This is a genomic window from Klebsiella sp. K5-45 (assembly GCF_030128605.1).
Taxonomy (GTDB): Bacteria; Pseudomonadota; Gammaproteobacteria; order Enterobacterales; family Enterobacteriaceae; genus Klebsiella; species Klebsiella quasipneumoniae.
Map to the genome: position 1 here is coordinate 420,594 of NZ_JAKUZW010000001.1, position 22,295 is coordinate 442,888.

The following is a 22,295-nucleotide window of genomic DNA, read 5'->3' on the forward strand; positions in this document are numbered from 1 at the left end:
AAGCTGGCGTCGACAGGTCGTGCTACGGTGCCGGGTAGGTATAAACCTGATGCACCGCTTCAATCTCCGCTAATACCTCTTCGCTCAGCTCAAGCTGCAAACTTTCCACGTTGGCCTGCAGCTGCGCCATGGTCGTCGCCCCCAGCAGGGTGCTGGCGACAAACGGCTGCCGACGCACAAAGGCCAGCGCCATTTGCGCCGGATCGAGGCCGTGACGTCGGGCGATATCCACATAGGCCGCCACCGCTTTCTGCGACTGCTCGCCGCTGTAGCGCGTAAAGCGGCTGAACAGCGTATTGCGCGCCCCCGCCGGCTTCGCGCCGTTGAGGTACTTCCCGGTCAGGGTGCCGAAAGCCAGGCAGGAGTAGGCCAGCAGCTCCACGCCTTCGAACTGGCTCACTTCCGCGAGGCCGACTTCAAAGCTGCGGTTCAGCAGGCTGTAGGGGTTCTGAATGGTCACGATCCGCGGCAGGTCGTGCTTATCCGCCAGGTGCAGATAACGCATCACGCCGAAGGCGGTTTCATTCGATACGCCGATGTAGCGGATCTTGCCGGCGCGCTGGAACTCGGTCAGCGCCTCGAGGGTATCCAGCAGGGTCACCGCGGGGGCGGCGTCGGCCCAGGTGTAGCCGAGCTTGCCAAAGCAGTTGGTGGGGCGCTGCGGCCAGTGTACCTGGTACAGGTCGAGATAATCGGTCTGCAGACGCTTCAGGCTGGCGTGCAGCGCCTCGCGGATATTTTTCCGGTCCAGGACGTGGTTTGGTCGAATACTGCTGTCGTTATTGCGCGCGGGCCCGCTGACCTTCGAGGCGAGCACCAGCTTTTCGCGATTGCCGCGTTTCGCCAGCCAGTTGCCGACGTAGGTTTCGGTCAGCCCTTGGGTCTCCGGGCGCGGCGGGACAGGGTACATTTCGGCGACATCGATCAGATTGATGCCGTTGGCGACTGCGTAATCGAGCTGCTGATGGGCATCAGCTTCGCTGTTTTGCTCGCCAAAGGTCATAGTTCCCAGCCCGAGGGTGCTGATTTCAAGTGAACTGTGTGGGATACGGTGATACTGCATAGCCAGCTTCCTTTTTATTTATAAGGTCAGGCATTCCCCGACAAAGGAGTATCAACATGGCAGAGGGTGAGAAAAAGAGGAAGTAAAAAAATCAAAAAAGCCGGGTGACGAGGAGGGGCGGTGGGTGGAACCCGCGGTGTCCTGGTGTGTCCCGACTCTTCTCAGAAGGCTGGTTGTCGGTAAGCGCAGCGTCAACAGAGGCTGGGGCCGACGGGGAAAAATTAACGCTTAATGATTTGCGAAACGTCGTCACGATTGATCTGCATTTTATTACCCTGCTGATCTTCGTAGCTGATAAGACCGGTATCGTCATCCACGGTAGGTTTACCGTCGGTCAGGATCATGCGCCCATCTTTGGTCGCCATGACGTAATCGCTGCTGCAACCGGAAACCGAGAACGCCAGTCCTACGGCGGAAATCAATACTGCCCATTTTTTCATCGTCATCACCTCTTGAGTAGCTGCACCCCATACCCGTCTATTAATAGCCTGATTTGTGAGACATAAAAAGCAGTAAAGTCTGAAAAAGGGTTGCAGCCTGTGACCAGGCTGCAATTTTGTGGTTTACAGCGGGTTTTTCTTATTGCGCAGCAGGTTAAGACTCTCAACGGCAATAGAGAAGAACATGGCGAAGTAGATGTATCCCTTCGGCACATGGACGTCGAAACTTTCCAGCATTAGGGTAAAGCCGACGAGGATCAGGAACGACAGCGCCAGCATTTTCACCGACGGATGACGGTCAACGAAATCGCCGATAGGTCGTGCGGCGAACATCATTACCCCCACCGCAATCACGACCGCCGCCATCATAATAAACAGATGGTCCGACAGACCGACGGCGGTGATCACCGAGTCGAGGCTAAAGATGATGTCCAGCAGCATGATCTGCACGATGGCGCCGAGGAAGGAGTGAACGTTAGTTTTCAGCCCCTCCTCTTCACCTTCGATAGACTCATGGATCTCTTTACTGGCTTTCCAGATAAGGAACAGTCCGCCTAACAGCAAGATCAGATCGCGAAACGAAATCTCCTGACCGAGGACGGTGAAGAGCGGGTTGGTCAGCTTAACGACCCAGGCGATAGAGGCCAGCAGCGCCAGGCGCATGACCATCGCCCCCATTAAACCGATCCGTCGCGCGTGAGCGCGCTGGGCGGTGGGGAGCTTGGCCACGACCAGAGAGAGAAAAATAATATTATCGATCCCGAGCACGATCTCCAGCAGCGTCAAGGTGCCCAGCGCCAGCCAGGCGTTAGGATCGGTTATCCATGCAAATAACATTGTTCAAAGTCCTGCAAAATAGAAAGCAGCAATTATATGCACGCCCCAACGCAGAACAAAAAATTAATCGTGTTGTAACAAGAAATGGCGGGCGAGCAGGGCGGCGGTGAAATTCTTTTTCAGGTAGAAACCGCGCGGCAGGGTGAGGATCGTCTCCCCGCGGGCGCCGATGGCTTCGGTCAACGCCTTGCTGTTGGCCGCTTTCGGTCTTAACTGCAGCACCTCGCCGTGGCGGGCGGTAATGCGCTCCACCTCACCGAGGACAATAAGATCCATCAGCTCTTCCCAGTCCATGCGCAGCTGGCGCTCCTCTTCTTCGTTCGGACTCCACAGCAGCGGTGCGCCGACGCGTCGCGCCGCCAGAGGAATGGTGCGCTCTCCTTCCACCGGGATCCACAGGACGCGCTGCAGCTTATGCCGCACATGGCTGCTCTCCCAGGTGACGCCGCTATTGCCGGTTAACGGAGCGACGCAGACAAAGGTGGTCTCCAGCGGACGACCCCGGCTGTCGATAGGGATCGTTTTGAGCTCCACCCCCAGCGCGGCGAAATCCTGTTCGGGTTTACTGCCCGCGCTGGCCCCCAGCCACAGCTCCAGCAGGATGCCCGTCCAGCCTTTATCACGCTTCAGATCGCGGGGAATGGGGATCCCGGCCAGCGCCGCCAGCTCGCCCAGCGTATAGCCGGCCAGCTGTCGGGCCTGGGCCAACAGCTGTTCCTGACTTTGCGGCGGAGAGGAGAGAGGAGCGATAGCGGGCATAGGGTGACACCTTTGGCTAAAAAATGAGCGCTAATTTTGCGCGTTGTGGATAGAGTTTACCGTTTTCTGAGTAACTATACCAATCCCATGATTTATATGCCTTTTTAAGGTCATTGCGCTGCAGGTGAAAACCATGAAAACAGGTTTTCCAGAACTGGTCACTGACAATAAACAGGATCTTACACCATGTTATCCACAGAAAAGTGGGATAACTGGGGAAAAGCCCCACTACTGGTTCGATTTACAGCCTTGACGTGCGACGAAAATCGAATTTTTAGAGAAAATCTGCCCGCGACCTGCGCGTAATCTGTGGATAAAATCGACATTGTTCGATCTTTCATCAGTCGGCGGATCGTATGTGTGATGATCGTCACGTTATGCTGTAATAAGTGAAAGGAATATATTCTAACTCAATGAATATGCTATCATTATTAGAAGGTGTTAGCGGTGCGATGTTCAGATTACTCCGGGTTTTCCCGGGTTAATTCCGTACTTCTTCACAACTCTATCCACAGAAAAAGTGAATAAAATCGGCCGTCGGGCGCTTTCGCTGTTTATAACTCTGGCAATTACTGTGAGTTATTCAAATGTTATCCGTTCTCAGTGTGCGAACAGAGTGGTTTACCGTTTCCGACGAGTGTGAAACAATCATTCACATTGAAGCTTATCTTGAGGTAGTCCGGTGATTGATGACGATGGCTACCGCCCAAATGTCGGTATTGTAATCTGTAATCGTCAGGGCCAGGTCATGTGGGCCCGACGCTATGGTCAGCACTCGTGGCAGTTCCCGCAAGGGGGCATAAATCCAGGAGAATCCGCAGAGCAGGCGATGTATCGGGAATTGTTTGAAGAGGTCGGGTTAAGCCGTAAAGATGTGCGGATCCTGGCCTCAACCCGTAACTGGCTGCGTTACAAGTTGCCTAAACGTTTGGTGCGTTGGGACACAAAGCCGGTTTGTATCGGCCAGAAACAAAAGTGGTTTCTTTTGCAGTTGATCGGTAACGACGCGGACATCAATATGCAAACCAGCAGCACGCCTGAATTTGATGGCTGGCGCTGGGTGAGTTACTGGTACCCGGTTCGTCAGGTGGTGTCGTTCAAACGCGACGTCTACCGCCGGGTGATGAAAGAGTTCGCCAGCGTAACCATGTCGCTGGCGGAGAGCGCCCCTAAGCCGCAAAGCGCGCCTGCTTATCGACGTAAAAGAGGTTAAGCCACGCACATTATGCTCACTCGGTTGCGAGAAATAGTCGAGAAGGTCGCGAGTGCGCCGCGTTTAAACGAGGCGCTGGATATTCTGGTGACAGATGTCTGCCAGGCGATGGAGACGGAAGTCTGCTCGGTTTACCTGGCTGACAATGACCGACGCTGCTATTACCTGATGGCCACCCGCGGGTTAAAAAAACCTCGCGGGCGCACCGTTGCGCTGGCGTTCGATGAAGGCCTGGTGGGGCTGGTTGGCCGCCTGGCGGAGCCCATCAACCTCGCCGATGCGCAAAAACACCCCAGCTTCAAGTATATCCCCGCCGTCAAAGAGGACCGCTTCCGCGCCTTCCTTGGCGTGCCGATCATCCAGCGCCGCCAGCTGTTGGGCGTGCTGGTGGTCCAGCAGCGTGAGCTGCGCCAGTTTGATGAAAGCGAAGAGTCTTTCCTCGTCACCCTCGCCACCCAGATGGCGGCGATCCTCTCCCAGTCCCAGCTGAACGCCCTGTTTGGCCAGTATCGTCAGACGCGCATTCGCGCGCTGCCGGCCTCTTCCGGGGTTGCGATCGCCGAGGGCTGGATGGACGTCAGCCTGCCGCTGATGGAACAGGTGTATGAAGCCTCGACGCTGGATACCGCCTCGGAACGTGAACGCCTGACCGGCGCGCTGGAAGAAGCGGCCAACGAGTTTCGTCGCTACAGCAAACGCTACGCCGCCGGCGCGCAAAAAGAGACGGCGGCGATCTTCGATCTCTACTCGCACCTGCTCTCCGACGCCCGCCTGCGTCGCGAGCTCTTTGCCGAAGTCGACAAAGGCGCCGTCGCCGAGTGGGCGGTCAAAAAGATCATTGAGAAGTTCGCCGAACAGTTTGCCGCGCTGAGCGACGGCTATCTGAAAGAGCGGGCCGGCGACCTGCGCACGCTGGGTCAGCGTCTGCTGTTCCATCTCGACGACAGTATTCAGGGCCCCAACACCTGGCCGGCGCGCATTATCCTCGTGGCGGACGAGCTGTCGGCCACCACCCTCGCCGAAGTGCCGCAGGATCGCCTGGCCGGCGTGGTAGTGCGCGATGGCGCCGCCAACTCCCATGCCGCCATTATGGTGCGGGCCCTTGGCATCCCAACGGTGATGGGCGCCGATATTCAGCCCTCGCTGTTGCATGGCCATACGCTGATTGTCGATGGCTATCGCGGTGAGCTGCTGGTGGATCCTGAACCTGTTCTGTTACAGGAATATCAGCGCCTTATCAGTGAAGAGAACGAGCTCAGCCGCCTGGCGGAGGACGATCTCCAGCGTGCGTCGGAGTTGAAAAGCGGCGAGCGGGTAAAAGTCATGCTCAACGCCGGCTTAAGCCCGGAGCACGAAGAGAAGCTCGGCAGTTTTGTGGACGGCATTGGTCTGTACCGTACCGAAATTCCCTTTATGCTGCAGAGCGGCTTCCCCTCTGAAGAGGAGCAGGTCGCCCAGTATCAGGGCATGCTGCAGATGTTTAACAGCAAACCGGTGACCCTGCGTACCCTGGACATCGGCGCGGATAAACAGCTGCCGTACATGCCGATCAGTGAAGAGAACCCATGCCTCGGCTGGCGCGGGATCCGCATCACCCTCGATCAGCCGGAGATCTTTTTGATCCAGGTGCGGGCGATGCTGCGCGCCAACGCCGCCACCGGCAACCTCAGCATTTTGCTGCCGATGGTGACCAGTCTGGAAGAGGTCGATGAGGCCCGCCGACTGATCGACCGCGCCAGTCGGGAAGTGGAAGAGATGATCGGCTACGCCATCCCGCGTCCGCGTCTGGGGGTGATGCTGGAGGTGCCGTCGATGGTCTTTATGCTGCCGCAGCTGGCCAGCCGGATCGATTTTATCTCGGTAGGAACGAACGACCTGACCCAGTACCTGCTGGCCGTCGACCGTAACAATACCCGGGTCGCCAGCATGTATGACAGCCTGCATCCTGCGGTATTGCGGGCGCTGGCGATGATCGCTCATGACGCGGAGCGCTTTGGCATCGATCTGCGACTGTGCGGCGAGATGGCAGGCGACCCAATGTGCGTGACGATCCTTGTCGGTCTCGGTTATCGCCACCTGTCGATGAACGGCCGCTCGGTGGCGAGGGTGAAATATCTGCTGCGCCGCATCGATATCGAAGAGGCGCAGGAGCTGTCTCGTCGCAGCCTCGAAGCCCAGATGACCGCCGAGGTGCGCCATCAGGTGGCGGCCTTTATGGAGCGTCGCGGTCTCGGCGGCCTGATCCGCGGCGGGCGGTAGCGATAGCCCGGGTGAGGCGTAAGCCGTAACCCGGGAATACTCTGTTCACACCATCCGGCAAAATACAGTACAGCCGGTGAAACGGCTTCTGTTAGCATCCGTATACATATCTTTTACACGCCGGCGCGGATCGCACTCCTGGCTTATGCTATGATTCGCCTCCTTCGGCGTGCCCGTTTTAATCGGGCATGGATCATCACCGCTGTCCACTTTCGGCGGAATAACAAGTCTTTATGGTGACAGATGAATAGTGGCTACCTGCATTTTCCGGAGTTCGATCCGGTCATTTTTTCTCTAGGCCCGGTCTCCCTCCACTGGTACGGTTTGATGTACCTGGTGGGCTTTGTCTTTGCGATGTGGCTGGCCACCCGTCGGGCCAATCGTCCGGGCAGCGGCTGGACGAAAAATGAAGTGGAAAACCTGCTTTACGCGGGCTTCCTCGGCGTCTTTCTGGGCGGCCGTATCGGTTACGTGCTGTTCTACAACCTGCCGGTATTTCTTGCCGATCCGTTGTATCTGTTCCGCGTCTGGGACGGCGGCATGTCGTTCCACGGCGGCCTGATCGGCGTGATCCTGGTGATGATTATCTTCGCCAGACGCACCAAACGCACCTTCTTCCAGGTCTCCGATTTTATCGCGCCGCTGATCCCGTTTGGCCTTGGCGCCGGGCGTCTGGGCAACTTTATCAACGGCGAGCTGTGGGGCCGCGTGGACCCGAGCTTCCATTACACGATGATTTTCCCGGGCTCCCGTGCCGAAGATCTGGCGCTGCTGCCGACCCATCCGGAATGGCAATCGCTGTTTGATACCTACGGCGCGCTGCCGCGCCACGCGTCGCAGCTGTACGAGCTGGCGCTGGAAGGCGTGGTGCTGTTCCTGATCCTGAACCTGTTTATCCGTAAACCGCGCCCGACCGGTTCCGTTTCCGGCCTGTTCCTGATTGGCTACGGCCTGTTCCGCATTATCGTGGAATTCTTCCGCCAGCCCGACGCCCAGTTCACCGGCGGCTGGGTGCAGTACATCAGCATGGGGCAGATTCTTTCGATCCCGATGGTGCTTGCGGGTATCATCATGATGGTTTGGGCTTACCGCCACCGTCCGCAGCAACTGAATTCTTGAGGAACCATGAAACAGTATCTTGATTTGATGCAGAAAGTGCTCGCCGAGGGCACGCCAAAAAATGACCGCACCGGCACTGGCACGATCTCTATTTTCGGCCATCAGATGCGTTTTAACCTGCAGGAAGGCTTCCCGCTGGTGACCACCAAGCGCTGTCATTTACGCTCCATCATCCATGAACTGCTGTGGTTCCTGCAGGGCGACACCAACATCGCCTATCTGCACGACAACAACGTCACCATCTGGGACGAGTGGGCAGATGAAAATGGCGACCTGGGACCGGTCTACGGCAAACAGTGGCGTTCCTGGCCTGCGCCGGACGGTCGTCATATCGACCAGATCAGCACGGTGATGGACCAGCTGAAAAACGACCCGGACTCCCGCCGGATCATCGTCTCGGCGTGGAACGTCGGCGAGCTGGATAAAATGGCCCTGGCGCCGTGCCACGCCTTCTTCCAGTTCTACGTCGCTGACGGCAAGCTCTCCTGCCAGCTGTATCAGCGCTCCTGCGACGTATTCCTCGGCCTGCCGTTCAACATCGCCAGCTACGCGCTGCTGGTGCATATGGTGGCGCAGCAGTGCGATCTGCAGGTCGGCGATTTCGTCTGGACCGGTGGCGACACTCATCTGTACAGCAATCATCTCGAGCAGACCAATCTGCAGCTGAGCCGCGAACCGCGTCCGCTGCCGAAGCTGGTCATCAAACGCAAGCCGGCGTCGATATTCGACTACCGCTTTGAAGACTTCGAGATTGAAGGTTACGATCCGCACCCGGGAATCAAAGCGCCGGTGGCGATTTAACCCCCTCTGCAGATATGACCAACCGGCGTCCGATGGCGCCGGTTTTTTTATGCCGTTTTCACCACCTGCATAGGGGGGGCTACCCTCGTTGCCATTACGATAGGAACGCTTCATCCCGCCCGCTGGCCGCAGGCGTTGGTGGGCGGGAAAGCTGGAAAGAGGCTCGCAAAAAAATGTTCTGCTGTTGGTCATGCAAACCTTTTTTGCGTGTCTGGCCGGGAAAGCCATTTTCCGTCGTCGCGCCAGGGCTAACCGCAGCGGCATACTCTGCGCCATGAACAGAGAACATGGTTATACCCTGATGGAAACCCTGGTGACGCTGACGTTAATGATGATCCTCAGCGTCGGCGGCCTGTACGGCTGGCAGCGCTGGCAGCAGCAGCAACGACTGTGGCAAACCGCCGTCCAGGTGCGGGATTTCCTGGTTTTCCTGCGCGATGACGCCAACGCCTACAACCGGGACCGCGTGCTTCGCGTCGGCCAGGATGAAGAGGGATGGTGCCTGAGTGCCCAGGGGGAGGGGCCGGCGTGTGCCTCCGGGTCGCCCTTGACGCTGCGCCCGCGCTGGCCGGGGATCTCGCTGGCAGGCGTCACCCCTAGCCTGGGATTCTATGGCCTGCGCAGCACTGCCTGGGCGGGGAATCTGCGTCTGCAGAGCGAGGCCGGCAGCTGGAGCATGGTGATTTCACACTGGGGGCGGATTCGTTTATGCCGCAGTGACAGCGCAGGAGGATGTCAGTGAGCCGCCGCGGATTTTCCCTCGCGGAGGCGCTTATCGCCATGGCGATAGGCTCGCTGCTGCTGATCGGCGCCTGCCGCTTTCTACCCGCTCTGCAGCGCCATATTCTGCGTCACGGCGAACAGCTGGCCCTGGAGAATGAACTGTGGCAGCGGGTGCATGCCGTGGGGAAGCATCTGCAGCGCGCCGGATACTGCCGGGGAGTGTGCGGCGGAGCCGGGCTGGAGCTCGCCGCCGACGGCGAGTGCCTGATTGTGCGCTGGGACGCGAACAGCAATGGGACATGGGAAACCTCCCCCGCGGCAGCGGCGGAGAGCACCGGCTTTCGCCTGCGCGACGGCGCGCTGGAGACTCTGCGCGGAGCCAGCGACTGCCGCGGCAGCGGATGGGAGAAAATCACCAATCCGGCCGCTATCGTGGTGACGCGCTTTGCGGTGCAGCATCGGCTGACCGAGGGCTTCGCGCCGGAGCTGAGCGTGACGCTGGCAGCGCGCTCTGCCCGGCAGATGGGGCTGGCGGCCGAGGTGGAGCAGCGGGTGACGGGGTATAACCTGTGATCCGCCAGCGTGGAATGTCGTCGCTGTTGATGGTGCTCCTGTTGCTGACTCTCGGCAGCCTGCTCCTGGAGGGGCTTAACCTGCAGCAGCGGGCGCTGCTGGCGCAAACCGCCAGCGAAACGCAGGTGATCCGCGATACGGCGGTGGCCCATTCGGCGCTACAGTGGGGAAAACAGCAGGCCTGGTCGGCGCAGGCGCCGCTGGCCTGCCGCGAGCAGGCGCAGCAGGGCTGGCGCGCCTGTCTGCGCATCTTCGACGACGGTTCGCTGCTGCTCAGCAGCGCCAGCGGCGAGGTGCAGGTCTGGCAGTCCGGCGAGGTGCGCGGCGGGCAAGTGCATTTCTCCGCCCATGGCTGGAGCGATTTTTGCCCGCTCAGGGAGGTGAGCCTATGTCAAATGCCATGAAGCGCCAGCGGGGTTTTAGCTTGCCGGAGACCGTTCTGGCGATGGCGCTGATGGTGCTAACGGTCACCGCGCTGGGCGGCTATCAGCGCGGAATGGCGCAAGGGGTCCACCAGCTCAACCAGACGCGTCAGCTATGGCGCGACGCCTGGCGCTATAGTCAGCTCTCTGCGCCGTCTCCGCCGGCAGGCGGACAGGTAAGCCGTATGCAGACATCGGCGCAAAGATGTGTCAGCATCACGGTAACGATCAGTATGCCCGTTGCAAAGCGGGCGCAGATGACCCGGCTGCATTGCCCGGTCAGCCAGTAGTCAGGAGCAATTATGTTAAGGGTTTACCACTCAAACCGGCTGGATGTTCTCGAGGCGTTGATGGAGTTTATCGTCGAGCGCCAGCGGTTGGATGACCCTTTTCAGGCTGAAATGGTGCTGGTGCAGAGTACCGGTATGGCGCAGTGGCTGCAGATGACCCTGGCCTCGCGCTTCGGCATTGCCGCCAACATCGAGTTCCCGCTGCCGGCGAGCTTTATCTGGGATATGTTCGTGCGCGTCCTGAAGGATATCCCTGGCGAAAGCGCCTTCAGCAAGCAGAGCATGAGCTGGAAGCTGATGACTCTCCTGCCGCAGCACCTGGAAGAGGACGATTTTATCCTGCTGCGCCAGTATCTGAGCGATGACGGCGACAAGCGCAAGCTGTTTCAGCTGGCCGCCCGGGTAGCGGATCTCTATGACCAGTATCTGGTTTATCGCCCGGAATGGCTGATGCGCTGGGAGGCCGACCAGCGGGTTGACGGCCTCGGCGACGCCCAGCAGTGGCAGGCGCCGCTGTGGAAAGCGCTGGTGCGCTATACCGCCGAGCTGGGGCAGCCGCAGTGGCACCGCGCCAATCTCTATCAGCGCTTTATCAGCGCCCTGGAAAAGGCGGATGAACCGCCCGCCGGGCTGCCGTCGCGCGTCTTTATCTGTGGAATTTCCGCGCTGCCGCCGGTCTATCTTCAGGCGCTGCAGGCGCTGGGTAAGCATGTCGATGTCTATGTGCTGTTCACCAACCCCTGCCGCTATTACTGGGGTGATATTAAAGATCCGGCGTTCCTGGCGAAGCTGCTATTGCGTCAGCGGCGCCATCACCGCGAGGCGCGCGCGCTACCCCTGTTTCGCGACACCGAGCAGGCGCCGGGGTTGTTTAATGACGCCGGGGAGCAGGATGTCGGCAACCCGTTGCTCGCCTCCTGGGGTAAATTGGGGCGCGATTATATCTACCTGCTGGCGGGGCTGGAGCGCTATGAGGAGCTGGACGCCTTTGTCGATATCGTTCCCGATAACCTGTTGCATAATCTGCAGTCGGATATCCTGGAACTGCGCAACGCGGCGGTGGCCGGGCAGAGCGCGGAGGCTTTCGCCCACAGTCGTGACAAACGTCCGCTGGCGCAGGATGACCGCAGCCTGAGCATTCATGTCTGCCACAGTCCGCAGCGTGAAGTGGAGGTTCTGCACGATCGGCTGCTGGCGATGCTGGAGGCGGATCCGACGCTCACGCCGCGGGATATCATCGTCATGGTGGCGGATATCGACAGCTACAGCCCCTATATACAGGCGGTGTTTGGCGCCGCCAGCGGCGACCGCTGGCTGCCGTGGGCGATCTCCGATCGCCGCGCCCGCGAGTCGCACCCGGTGCTGCAGGCGTTTATCACTTTGCTCTCGCTGCCCGACAGCCGCTTCGCCAGCGAAGATGTGCTGGCGCTGCTGGACGTGCCGGTGCTGGCGGCGCGCTTTAACATCAATGAAGAGGGTCTGCGCTACCTGCGCCAGTGGGTCAACGAGTCCGGGGTCCGCTGGGGAATGGATGACGACAACGTCCGTGAGCTGGACCTGCCGGCGACCGGCCAGCACACCTGGCGGTTCGGCCTTACCCGCATGCTGCTGGGCTACGCGATGGACAGCCGGGAGGGCGAATGGCAGTCGGTGCTGCCCTATGACGAATCCAGCGGTTTGATCGCCGAGCTGGTAGGTAACCTCGCATCGCTGCTGATGCAGCTTAACCTGTGGCGACGCGGTCTCGCCCAACAGCGGCCGCTGGCGGAGTGGCTGCCGGTCTGCCGCGATCTGCTGAATGACTTTTTCCTGCCGGACAGCGAGACCGAAGCGGCGCTGGCGCTGATTGAGCAGCAGTGGCTGGCGGTGATTGATAGCGGTCTGGAGGCGCAGTATGGCGACCAGGTGCCGTTGACGCTGCTGCGCGATGAGCTGGCCCAGCGCCTCGATCAGCAACGGATCAGCCAGCGCTTTCTCGCCGGCCCGGTCAATATCTGCACCCTGATGCCGATGCGCTCTATTCCTTTCAAAGTGGTTTGCCTGCTGGGGATGAACGATGGGGTTTATCCGCGAACGCTGCCGCCGCTGGGTTTTGATTTAATGAGCCAGAAGCCGCAGCGCGGCGACCGCAGCCGGCGCGATGATGACCGCTACCTGTTCCTGGAGGCGCTGATGTCCGCCGAACAGACGCTGTATATCAGCTACATCGGCCGTTCTATCCAGGACAACAGCGAGCGCTTTCCCTCGGTGCTGGTGCAGGAGCTGGTGGATTACGTCGGCCAGAGCCACTGTCTCGCCGGCGATGAGGAGCTTGATTGCGACGCCAGCGAGGCGCGGGTTAAAGCCCACATCACCCATCTGCATACCCGCATGCCGTTCGACGTCGCTAATTTCCAGGATAACGAGAATAAGAGCTACGCCCGGGAATGGCTGGCTGCCGCCGGCCAGCAGGGGGAGGCGCATAGCGACTTCATTCAACCGCTTACCCCGCCGCCGATAGACAGCCTGCCGTTCGAGCAGCTCCTGCGCTTCTGGCAGCACCCGGTTCGCGCGTTCTTTCAGCAGCGTCTGCGGGTCAATTTCCGTGCGGAAGAGGATGATATTCCCGATGACGAGCCCTTCACCCTGGAAGGGCTGAGCCGTTATCAACTGAACCAGCAATTGCTTAATACCCTTATCGAGGAGCAGGACGTCTCGGCCATGTTCCGCCGCTTCCGCGCCGCCGGCGAGCTGCCGTATGGCGCCTTTGGCGAACTGGTGTGGGAGACGCAGCGACTGGAGATGCAGGCCCTGGCCGAGCGGGTGATGGCCGAGCGCCAGCAGGCGCAGAGCATGGAGATCGATCTCCAGTGCGGCGGCGTAAATCTGACCGGCTGGCTGCAGCAGGTGCAGCCGGACGGGCTGCTGCGCTGGCGGCCTTCGCTGCTGAGCGTCTCCCAGGGGATGCAACTTTGGCTGGAACACCTTGTCTACTGTGCCAGCGGCGGTACCGGCGAGAGCCGGCTGTTTGTGCGTAAAGAGGGAGAGTGGCGTTTTCCGCCGCTGGCGCCCGCCGAGGCGCAGGCGTACCTGAATGAGCTGGTGGATGGCTATTTGCTGGGGATGTCGCAGCCGCTGCTGCTGCTGCCGGAAAGCGGTGGCGCCTGGCTGAAAGCCTGTTATGACGCCGAAAAGGATGTCATTTTAATGGACGAAGAGACGCAGCAGAAAGCGCGGAGCAAATTCCTGCAGACCTACGAAGGTAACATGGTGGTCAGCGGGGAGGGGGCCGATATCTGGTATCAACGCCTGTGGCGTTCGCTGGAGCCGGCGCATTACGAAGAAATCATTGCCCAGACGCAGCGTTATCTGTTACCGCTATATCGTTACCATCAGTCCACACAAATTTAAATAGTATAAAAATTGCGCAGTGAATGGCGGTTCATTTATTATGCGCAACGTATCACGGACTGATGGACATAAAAGGCTGCACGCTGTGCAGCGCAAGTTTGTTAATGATGAGGTTCGTGAATGCCCCGCAGTTTATGGTTCAAGATTTTTGTTGTGCTGGCCGCCCTCTGGGCGCCGTTTAGTCAGGCCGACACCGGATGGCAGCCTGTTCAGGAGACGATCCGCAAAAGCGAAAAAGATACGCGTCAGTATCAGGCGATCCGTCTTGATAACGACATGGTCGTGCTGCTGGTTTCCGATCCGCAGGCGGTGAAATCGCTGTCGGCGCTGGTGGTGCCGGTGGGATCCCTGCAGGATCCGGCCGATCATCAGGGGCTGGCGCATTTTCTGGAACATATGACGCTGATGGGGTCACAAAAATATCCCCAGCCTGACAGTCTGGCAGAGTTTCTTAAACTGCACGGCGGCAGCCATAACGCCAGCACCGCGCCCTACCGCACCGCGTTCTATCTCGAAGTGGAGAATAATGCGCTGGACGGGGCCGTAGACCGCCTGGCGGATGCCATTGCCGCGCCGCTGCTGGATAAAAAATATGCCGACCGCGAACGTAACGCGGTCAACGCCGAGCTAACCATGGCCCGGACGCGAGACGGGATGCGCATGGCCCAGGTCAGCGCAGAAACCATTAACCCGGCTCACCCGGCGGCCCACTTTTCTGGCGGCAACCTCGAGACGCTCAGCGATAAGCCCGGCAGCCCGGTACTTGATGCGCTGCATACCTTCCGCGATAGCTGGTACTCCGCCAATCTGATGAAGGCGGTGATCTACAGCAACAAGCCGTTGCCGGAGCTGGCGCGCATGGCCGCTGACACCTTTGGCCGCGTGCCGAATCGTCAAATCAGCAGGCCGGAAATAAGCGTGCCGGTGGTAACCGATGCGCAAAAAGGCATCATTATTCACTATGTGCCGGCGATGCCGCGTAAAGTGCTGCGCGTCGAGTTTCGCATCGACAACAACAGCGATCGCTTCCGCAGCAAAACCGATGAGCTGGTCACTTACCTGATCGGCAACCGCAGCCCGGGGACGCTCTCTGACTGGCTGCAAAAGCAGGGACTGGCGGAAGGCATCCGCGCGGATTCTGACCCGGTGGTGAACGGCAACAGCGGCGTGCTGGCGATCTCTGCCACCCTCACCGATAAAGGCCTGGCGCACCGCGACGAAGTGACGGCGGCCATATTCAGCTACCTCGACCTCCTGCGTACCCAGGGCGTCGACAAACGTTACTTTGACGAGCTGGCGCATGTGCTGGCGCTGGATTTCCGCTATCCGTCGATCAACCGTGACATGGATTACGTGGAATGGCTGGCGGATACCATGATCCGGGTGCCGGTCGAGCATGCGCTGGACGTGGTCAACATTGCCGATCGGTACGACCCGCAGGCGATCAAAGATCGGCTGGCGATGATGACCCCGCAGAACGCGCGCATCTGGTATATCAGCCCGCAGGAACCGCATAACAAGACCGCCTATTTTGTTGATGCGCCGTATCAGGTGGATAAGATCGGCGAGCAGACCTTCGCTGACTGGCAGCAAAAGGCGCAGGCTATCAAGCTGCAGCTGCCGGTGCTCAACCCCTATATTCCGGATGATTTCAGCCTCATCAAAAGCGATAAAGCCTGGCCGCACCCCCAGCTGATCCTCGATGAACCGACGTTGCGGGTGGTTTATGCCCCGAGCCAGTATTTCGCCAGCGAACCGAAGGCGGATATCTCCCTGGTGCTGCGTAATCCCCAGGCGATGGACAGCGCTCGCCGGCAGGTGATGTTTGCCCTCAACGATTATCTCGCCGGCATCGCCCTCGATCAGCTTAGTAACCAGGCGGCGGTCGGCGGCATTTCGTTCTCCACCGGCGCCAATAACGGGTTAATGGTCAATGCCAACGGCTATACCCAGCACCTGCCGGCGCTGTTCAGCGACCTGCTGCAGGGATACTTCAGCTATATGCCGACCGAGGAGCAGCTGGAGCAGGCCAAATCGTGGTATGCGCAAATGATGGATTCCGCTGAGAAGGGCAAAGCCTACGATCAGGCGATAATGCCGATCCAGATGGTCTCCCAGGTACCGTATTTCCAGCGCGAAGTACGCCGGGCGTTGCTGCCTTCCATCACCTTGCAGGAGGTGCTCGACTACCGCGCCAACCTGAAAACCAAGGGGCGCCCTGAACTGATGGTGATCGGCAATATGTCCGCCGATGCCGCCACGACGCTGGCTCGCCAGATCCAGCAGCAGCTGGGCGCTGACGGCAACGAATGGTGCCGCAATAAAGATGTGGTGGTGAACCGGCAGCAGCTGGCGATCTTCAACAAAACGGGCAACAGCACCGACTCTGCGCTGGCCGCGGTGTTCGCACCGCCCAACGTGGATGAGTTCAGCAGCACCGCCGCCAGCACCCTGCTGGGACAGATTATTCAGCCGTGGTTCTATAACCAGCTGCGTACCGAAGAGCAGCTCGGCTACGCGGTCTTTGCCTTCCCGATGAACGTGGGACGTCAGTGGGGCATGGGCTTCCTGCTGCAAAGTAGCGATAAGCAGCCGGCTTTCCTCTGGCAGCGGTTCCAGGCCTTCTTCCCCACCGCGGAGGCGAAGCTGCGGGCGATGAAGCCGGAAGAGTTTGCCCAGCTCCAGCAAGCGGTGATAAGCCAGATGATGCAGGCGCCGCAGACGCTGGGCGAAGAGGCATCGAAACTGAGCAAAGATTTCGATCGCGGTAATATGCGTTTTGATTCACGTGATAAAGTAGTGGCTCAGATTAAACTGCTGACGCCGCAAAAACTTGCTGACTTCTTCCATCAGACGGTGGTGGAGCCGCAGGGCATGACGATATTGTCCCAGATTTCCGGTAGCCAGAATGGCAAAGCGGACTATGCCCAGCCGGCAGGCGGCAAAGTGTGGGAAAACGTCAGCGCATTGCAGCAATTCTTACCCCTGATGCGAGAGAATGAATGACCGACACCGCTGAGTCTTTGGATCCCCTGCGCTTGCCCTTGAGGGGCGAGCGCCTGATAGAAGCCTCTGCGGGCACCGGAAAAACCTTTACCATCGCCGCGCTGTATCTGCGGCTGCTGCTGGGGCTGGGCGGCGAGGCCGCCTATCCCCGCGCCATCAGCGTTGAAGAACTGCTGGTGGTGACCTTTACCGAGGCGGCGACCGAAGAGCTGCGCGGGCGTATCCGCAGCAACATCCACGAGCTGCGCATCGCCTGTATGCGCGGTGAATCCGATAACCCGCTCTACAGCGCGCTGCTGGCGGAGATCGTCGATAAAGACGACGCCGTAAAGACATTGCTGCTGGCTGAACGGCAGATGGACGAGGCGGCGGTGTTCACCATCCACGGTTTTTGCCAGCGGATGCTGAGCCTTAACGCCTTCGAATCGGGCATGCTGTTCGAGCAGCAGCTGATAGAGGATGAATCCCGCCTGCGCTATCAGGCCTGCGCCGACTTCTGGCGCCGTCACTGTTATCCGCTGACCCGCGATATCGCGGCGGTGATCCACGATGTCTGGAAAGGGCCGCGCGATCTGCTGAAGTCCCTTGACCGCTGGCTGCAGGGCGAAGCGCCGCAGCTTAAGTCGCCGCCAGCCGCCGACGAGACGCTGGCCGAACGCCATCAGCAAATCATCGACCGCATTGACTCGCTCAAGCAGCAGTGGCGCGAGCAGGCGGGCGAGATCGAAGGCGTGCTTGAAGATTCGGGTCTTGACCGGCGGAAGTTCAATCGCGGCAACCAGGGCAAATGGCTTGAGAAAGTGACCGCCTGGGCGCAGGAAGAGACGTTGAGCTATCAGTTACCCGACGCGCTGGAAAAATTTGCCCAGTCGTTTCTGCTTGAGCGTACCAAAGCCGGTGGCGAACCGCCCGTACATCCTCTGTTTAGCGCCGTAGAATCGCTGCTGGCCTCGTCGCTGACGCTCACCGATCTGGTGCTGGCGAGAGCGATGGTCGAGATCCGCGATGCGGTCGCGCGCGAAAAGCGCCGCCGCGGCGAGCTGGGGTTTGACGATATGCTCAGCCGGCTTGACGAGGCGCTGCGCGGCGACAGCGGCGAGGCGCTGGCCAGCGCCATTCGCCAGCGTTTTCCGGTGGCGATGATCGACGAATTTCAGGATACCGACCCCCAACAGTACCGGATTTTCCGCCGTATCTGGCGCCAGCAGCCGGAGACGGCGCTGCTGCTGATCGGCGATCCGAAGCAGGCCATCTACGCCTTTCGCGGCGCCGATATCTTTACCTATATGAAAGCGCGCGGCGACGTTGCCGCGCACTATACGCTAGACACCAACTGGCGCTCCTCGCCGGGCATGGTGGGCAGCGTCAACCGGCTGTTCAGCCTCAGCGATAACCCCTTCATGTTTCGCGAGATCCCGTTCCTGCCGGTGAAGGCGGCGGCGAAGAACCAGGGGCTGCGCTTTACCGTTGACGCGGCGGACGTACCGGCGATGAACGTCTGGTTGATGCCCGGCGAGACCGTGGGCGCCGGCGATTATCAGACGTTTATGGCGCAGCTCTGCGCCACGCAGATCCGCGACTGGCTGAGCGCCGGCCAGCAGGGGCGCGCGCTGCTGTGGCGTGGGGAAACCTCGCGCCCGGTGCAGGCTTCGGATATTACCGTGCTGGTGCGCAACCGGCTGGAGGCGGCGCAGGTGCGTGAAGCGCTGCAGACGCTGGGCATCCCTTCGGTCTACCTCTCCAACCGCGACAGCGTTTTTGAGACGCTGGAGGCCCAGGAGCTGCTCTGGCTGCTGCAGGCGGTGTTGTCCCCGGAGCGGGAAAATACCCTGCGCAGCGCGCTGGCGACCTCGATGTTTGGCCTGACCGCGCGGGATATTGAAAATCTCAATCAGGATGAGCAGGCGTGGGACGCGCTGGTGGAGGAGTTCAGTGAATACCGTCAGATCTGGCGTCAGCGCGGGGTGATGCCGATGCTGCGGGCGCTGATGACGGCCCGGCATATCGCCGAGAACCTGCTGGCGACCCGGGGCGGCGAGCGGCGCTTAACCGACATATTGCACATCAGCGAACTGCTGCAGGAGGCGGCCAGCCAGTTGGAAAGCGAGCACGCCCTGGTGCGCTGGCTGACGCAGCATATCGCCGAGCCGGACAGCAACGCCGCCAGCCAGCAGATGCGTCTGGAAAGCGATAAGCACCTGGTGCAAATCGTCACTATTCATAAGTCAAAAGGGCTGGAATATCCCCTGGTCTGGCTGCCGTTTATCGCCCGGTTTCGCAAACAGGACCAGGCGTTCTATCACGATCGCGAGACGTTCGCGGCGGTGCTGGATCTGGGCCAGGATGAGGCCAGCCTCGAACTGGCGGAGGCGGAGCGGCTGGCGGAAGATCTGCGCCTGCTGTACGTCGCCTTGACCCGCGCGGTCTGGCACTGCAGCCTCGGCGTAGCGCCCCTCAGCAGCCGAAAGTCCGGCAACAGCGATTTTCATCTGAGCGCCCTGGGGCGGCTGCTGCAGGCGGGCGAAGCCATGGATGCCGCCGGGCTGGCCGCGCGCTTAGCGGACTTCTGCCATGGCGATATTGCATTGCAGAGGCCGGGCGAGCTGGATCTGACCCCGTGGCAGGCGCCGGCGGCGAGCATCCCCCCGCTGTCGGCGCGCGAGCTGCAGCGCCGCATCGCCGATGACTGGCGGGTAACCAGCTATTCCGGTCTGCAGCAGCATGGCTTCAGCAGCGGGCAGGATCTGCTGCCACGTCTGGATATCGATGCCGTCGGCGTCGGCGAGGTGGTGGAAGAGCCGCAGCTGACCCCGCACCAGTTCCCGCGCGGCGCTGCGCCGGGGACCTTCCTGCACAGTCTGTTTGAGGAACTGGACTTTACCCAGCCGGTGCCGGACGGATGGATGGCGGAGAAACTGCAGCTGAGCGGGTTTGACGCACAGTGGGCGCCGGTGCTGACCGACTGGCTGGGGGGCGTGCTGAAGACCCGCCTGCCGGGGCCGGATATCGCGCTCAATCAGCTTGCGGCGCGGGATAAACAGGTGGAAATGGCATTTTACCTGCCCATCGCGCAGCTGCTGACGGCGGAGCGCCTTGATGCGCTTATCCGTCAGTACGATCCCCTTTCCGCCGACACGCCGCCGCTGGATTTCCGCCAGGTGCGCGGCATGCTGAAGGGTTTTATCGATCTGGTCTTCCGCCACGAAGGCCGCTATTACCTGCTGGATTACAAATCCAACTGGCTGGGGGAAGATCGCGAGGCCTATACCCGGCCAGCGATGGAGCAGGCGATGCGGGCCCACCGCTACGATCTGCAGTATCAGCTGTACAGCCTGGCGCTGCACCGCTATCTGCGCCACCGGCTGGCCGATTACGACTATGACCGCCACTTCGGCGGCGTGATTTATCTCTTCCTGCGCGGCATGGACGGTCAGGAGGGGGGGCAGGGGATCTTCACTACCCGGCCGGTGCGACCGCTGATTGACGGTCTGGATCAGCTTTTTGCCGGAGAAACTCAGGAGGAGGCCTCATGACTTTTGATCAACTACTGCTGGCGGCGGTGGAGCAGCGTCTGCTGCGGCCGCTGGACGTCCAGTTTGCCCTGATGGTGGCGCAAAACGACCCGCCGGCGGTCAAGCTGGCGGCGGCCTTGCTGAGCCGTGATGCCGGAGAGGGGCACGTGTGCCTGCCGCTCTCGCGGCTGAGCGGCGACGAGGTGCTGAGCGGGAAAGCGGGGGAGATCCGCGATCGGCTGCTGGCCGACGCCGGCGCGCCGGAGGACTGGCCCGCGCTGCTGCTCGCTTCGTCGGCGGTGAGCTGCGGCGATGCCCCGGCGCCGATGATTTTATGCGGCGACCGGCTCTATCTGAACCGGATGTGGCGCAACGAACTGACCGTCGCCCGCTTCTTCAACGAAGCCAACCGGGTGCTGGAGATGGATGAGGCCCGGCTGGCGGCAACCCTCAATGCCCTGTTCCCTGCCACCGGCGAAACCGACTGGCAAAAAGTGGCCGCGGCGGTGGCGCTGACCCGCCGCATCTCGGTGATCTCCGGCGGTCCCGGGACCGGGAAGACCACCACCGTGGCCAAACTTCTGGCGGCGCTGATCCAGATTGAAGATAGTCCGCGCTGTCGTATTCGTCTGGCGGCGCCGACGGGGAAAGCGGCGGCGCGCCTGACCGAATCACTGGGCGCGGCGCTGAGAAAACTGCCGCTGACCGACGCGCAGAAAGCGTTGATTCCCACCGAGGCCAGCACGCTGCATCGTCTGCTGGGCGCCCAGCCAGGCAGCCAGCGCATGCGCTATCACGCCGGCAACCCGCTGCATCTCGACGTGCTGGTGGTGGATGAAGCCTCGATGATCGACCTGCCGATGATGTCGCGGCTCATCGACGCGCTGCCGGCTCACGGGCGGGTGATCTTCCTCGGCGATCGTGACCAGCTGGCCTCCGTAGAAGCGGGGGCGGTGCTGGGCGATATCTGCGCCTGGGCGAGCTCGGGCTACACCGCCGCGCGGGCGCAGGAGCTGACCCGGCTGACCGGTTCGCCGGTACCAGCGGGCGAGGGGGCTATCGCTGGCGCGCTGAGAGACAGCTTGTGCCTGCTGCAAAAGAGCTATCGCTTCGGCAGTCACTCCGGCATCGGGAGCCTGGCGCGGGCGGTGAACGCTGGCGCGCGCGCGGAGATGAAGGCCACGCTGCGCCAGCCGTTTGACGATATCGCGCTTCATCCCCTCAGTACGACCGAAGAGTACGAAGCCATGCTCGGCGCGGCCCAGCAGGGCTATGAGCGCTACCTGCAGCTGCGCCGCGAGCGGGCGGAACCGCAGGCCATGCTGGCCGCCTTCAGCGAGTTTCAGCTGCTGTGCGCGCTGCGGGAAGGGCCGTACGGCGTGAGCGGCGTCAATGAGCGGCTGGAGCAGCGGCTCAACCGCCAGCGGGCGATCGCCCTGCCGCGCCACTCCCGCTGGTATGACGGCCGGCCGATTATGATCGCGCGCAACGACAGCGCGCTGGGGCTGTTTAACGGCGATATCGGCATCGCCCTGGAGCGCAACGGCGAGCTGCGGGTATGGTTCCTGATGCCCGACGGCGCCATCAAGTCGGTGCAGCCGAGCCGCCTTCCGGAGCATGACACCGCCTGGGCGATGACCGTGCATAAATCGCAGGGCTCCGAGTTCGACCATGCGGCGCTGATCCTGCCGGCGCGCAGCGTTCCTCTGGTGACACGCGAACTGGTCTATACCGCGATCACCCGCGCAAAACGGCGATTGTCGCTCTATGCCGACGAGCAGGTGCTCTCCCAGGCCATTGTGACCCGCACCGAGCGGCGCAGCGGCCTGGCGGAGATTTTCGCCGGGTGTGAAGCCCCCTGAGACGCCGGGTCCGGGCGATGGAAAAT

16 protein-coding genes and 1 pseudogene are annotated in these 22,295 nt (G+C 60.9%); 12 read left to right on the forward strand and 5 right to left on the reverse strand.

Annotated features, from left to right (window positions below):
• Window positions 1-22 precede the first annotated feature (22 nt).
• The 5 genes and pseudogenes from MKS11_RS02155 to MKS11_RS27565 all read right to left on the reverse strand — a co-directional run.
• On the reverse strand, window positions 23-1,063 hold the full coding sequence (locus MKS11_RS02155; RefSeq protein ID WP_004205439.1) for an NADP(H)-dependent aldo-keto reductase: 1,041 nt from the start codon (window positions 1,061-1,063) through the stop codon (window positions 23-25).
• A gap of 221 nt (window positions 1,064-1,284) precedes the next feature.
• A complete protein-coding gene (locus MKS11_RS02160; RefSeq protein WP_002915974.1) occupies window positions 1,285-1,503 on the reverse strand; it encodes a YgdI/YgdR family lipoprotein in 219 nt (72 codons plus the stop codon).
• Between the two features lie 123 nt (window positions 1,504-1,626).
• Window positions 1,627-2,340: a TerC family protein gene (locus MKS11_RS02165; RefSeq protein ID WP_004205441.1), complete on the reverse strand. Its 714-nt coding sequence runs from the start codon at window positions 2,338-2,340 to the stop codon at window positions 1,627-1,629.
• 63 nt (window positions 2,341-2,403) lie between these two features.
• Window positions 2,404-3,099 carry a DNA mismatch repair endonuclease MutH gene (gene mutH, locus MKS11_RS02170; RefSeq protein WP_023319078.1) on the reverse strand — a complete coding sequence of 232 codons (696 nt, stop codon included), beginning with the start codon at window positions 3,097-3,099 and terminating at the stop codon, window positions 2,404-2,406.
• An 88-nt stretch (window positions 3,100-3,187) separates the two neighbouring features.
• Window positions 3,188-3,328: pseudogene (locus MKS11_RS27565) on the reverse strand (hypothetical protein); the annotation flags it as partial.
• Between the two features lie 453 nt (window positions 3,329-3,781).
• On the opposite strand from MKS11_RS27565, the gene rppH reads away from it, so the two are divergent.
• The 12 genes from rppH (at window position 3,782) to recD (ending at window position 22,269) form a co-directional block, all read left to right on the forward strand.
• Window positions 3,782-4,312, forward strand: coding sequence for an RNA pyrophosphohydrolase (gene rppH, locus MKS11_RS02180; RefSeq protein ID WP_004205443.1), 531 nt, complete (start codon window positions 3,782-3,784; stop codon window positions 4,310-4,312).
• 12 nt (window positions 4,313-4,324) lie between these two features.
• Window positions 4,325-6,571 carry a phosphoenolpyruvate--protein phosphotransferase gene (gene ptsP / locus MKS11_RS02185; RefSeq protein ID WP_004205444.1) on the forward strand — a complete coding sequence of 749 codons (2,247 nt, stop codon included), beginning with the start codon at window positions 4,325-4,327 and terminating at the stop codon, window positions 6,569-6,571.
• Window positions 6,572-6,814: 243 nt separating this feature from the next.
• A complete protein-coding gene (gene lgt, locus MKS11_RS02190) occupies window positions 6,815-7,690 on the forward strand; it encodes a prolipoprotein diacylglyceryl transferase (RefSeq protein ID WP_004205445.1) in 876 nt (291 codons plus the stop codon).
• 6 nt (window positions 7,691-7,696) lie between these two features.
• Window positions 7,697-8,491 carry a thymidylate synthase gene (thyA, locus tag MKS11_RS02195; RefSeq protein ID WP_023319077.1) on the forward strand — a complete coding sequence of 265 codons (795 nt, stop codon included), beginning with the start codon at window positions 7,697-7,699 and terminating at the stop codon, window positions 8,489-8,491.
• A 190-nt stretch (window positions 8,492-8,681) separates the two neighbouring features.
• Window positions 8,682-9,233 (forward strand): prepilin peptidase-dependent protein, encoded by a 552-nt coding sequence (locus tag MKS11_RS02200; protein ID WP_284109361.1) that lies wholly within the window; start codon window positions 8,682-8,684, stop codon window positions 9,231-9,233.
• Entirely contained in the window at window positions 9,230-9,787 is a 558-nt protein-coding gene (locus MKS11_RS02205; RefSeq protein ID WP_087770907.1) for a prepilin peptidase-dependent protein, read from the forward strand. Before MKS11_RS02200 ends, MKS11_RS02205 begins: the two co-directional genes overlap by 4 nt.
• Window positions 9,784-10,191, forward strand: coding sequence for a DUF2509 family protein (locus MKS11_RS02210; protein WP_087770906.1), 408 nt, complete (start codon window positions 9,784-9,786; stop codon window positions 10,189-10,191). Before MKS11_RS02205 ends, MKS11_RS02210 begins: the two co-directional genes overlap by 4 nt.
• Window positions 10,176-10,499, forward strand: a complete 324-nt coding sequence (locus MKS11_RS02215) for a prepilin-type N-terminal cleavage/methylation domain-containing protein (protein WP_023319073.1) — start codon at window positions 10,176-10,178, stop codon at window positions 10,497-10,499. The genes MKS11_RS02210 and MKS11_RS02215 overlap by 16 nt, the downstream gene beginning before the upstream one ends.
• 12 nt (window positions 10,500-10,511) lie before the next feature.
• Window positions 10,512-13,889 (forward strand): exodeoxyribonuclease V subunit gamma, encoded by a 3,378-nt coding sequence (gene recC / locus MKS11_RS02220; RefSeq protein ID WP_087770905.1) that lies wholly within the window; start codon window positions 10,512-10,514, stop codon window positions 13,887-13,889.
• 120 nt (window positions 13,890-14,009) lie between these two features.
• Window positions 14,010-16,895, forward strand: a complete 2,886-nt coding sequence (ptrA, locus tag MKS11_RS02225) for a pitrilysin (RefSeq protein WP_284109362.1) — start codon at window positions 14,010-14,012, stop codon at window positions 16,893-16,895.
• Window positions 16,892-20,428 carry an exodeoxyribonuclease V subunit beta gene (gene recB, locus MKS11_RS02230; protein ID WP_087770903.1) on the forward strand — a complete coding sequence of 1,179 codons (3,537 nt, stop codon included), beginning with the start codon at window positions 16,892-16,894 and terminating at the stop codon, window positions 20,426-20,428. The genes ptrA and recB overlap by 4 nt, the downstream gene beginning before the upstream one ends.
• Window positions 20,425-22,269, forward strand: a complete 1,845-nt coding sequence (recD, locus tag MKS11_RS02235) for an exodeoxyribonuclease V subunit alpha (protein ID WP_114267677.1) — start codon at window positions 20,425-20,427, stop codon at window positions 22,267-22,269. The genes recB and recD overlap by 4 nt, the downstream gene beginning before the upstream one ends.
• Window positions 22,270-22,295 lie beyond the last annotated feature (26 nt).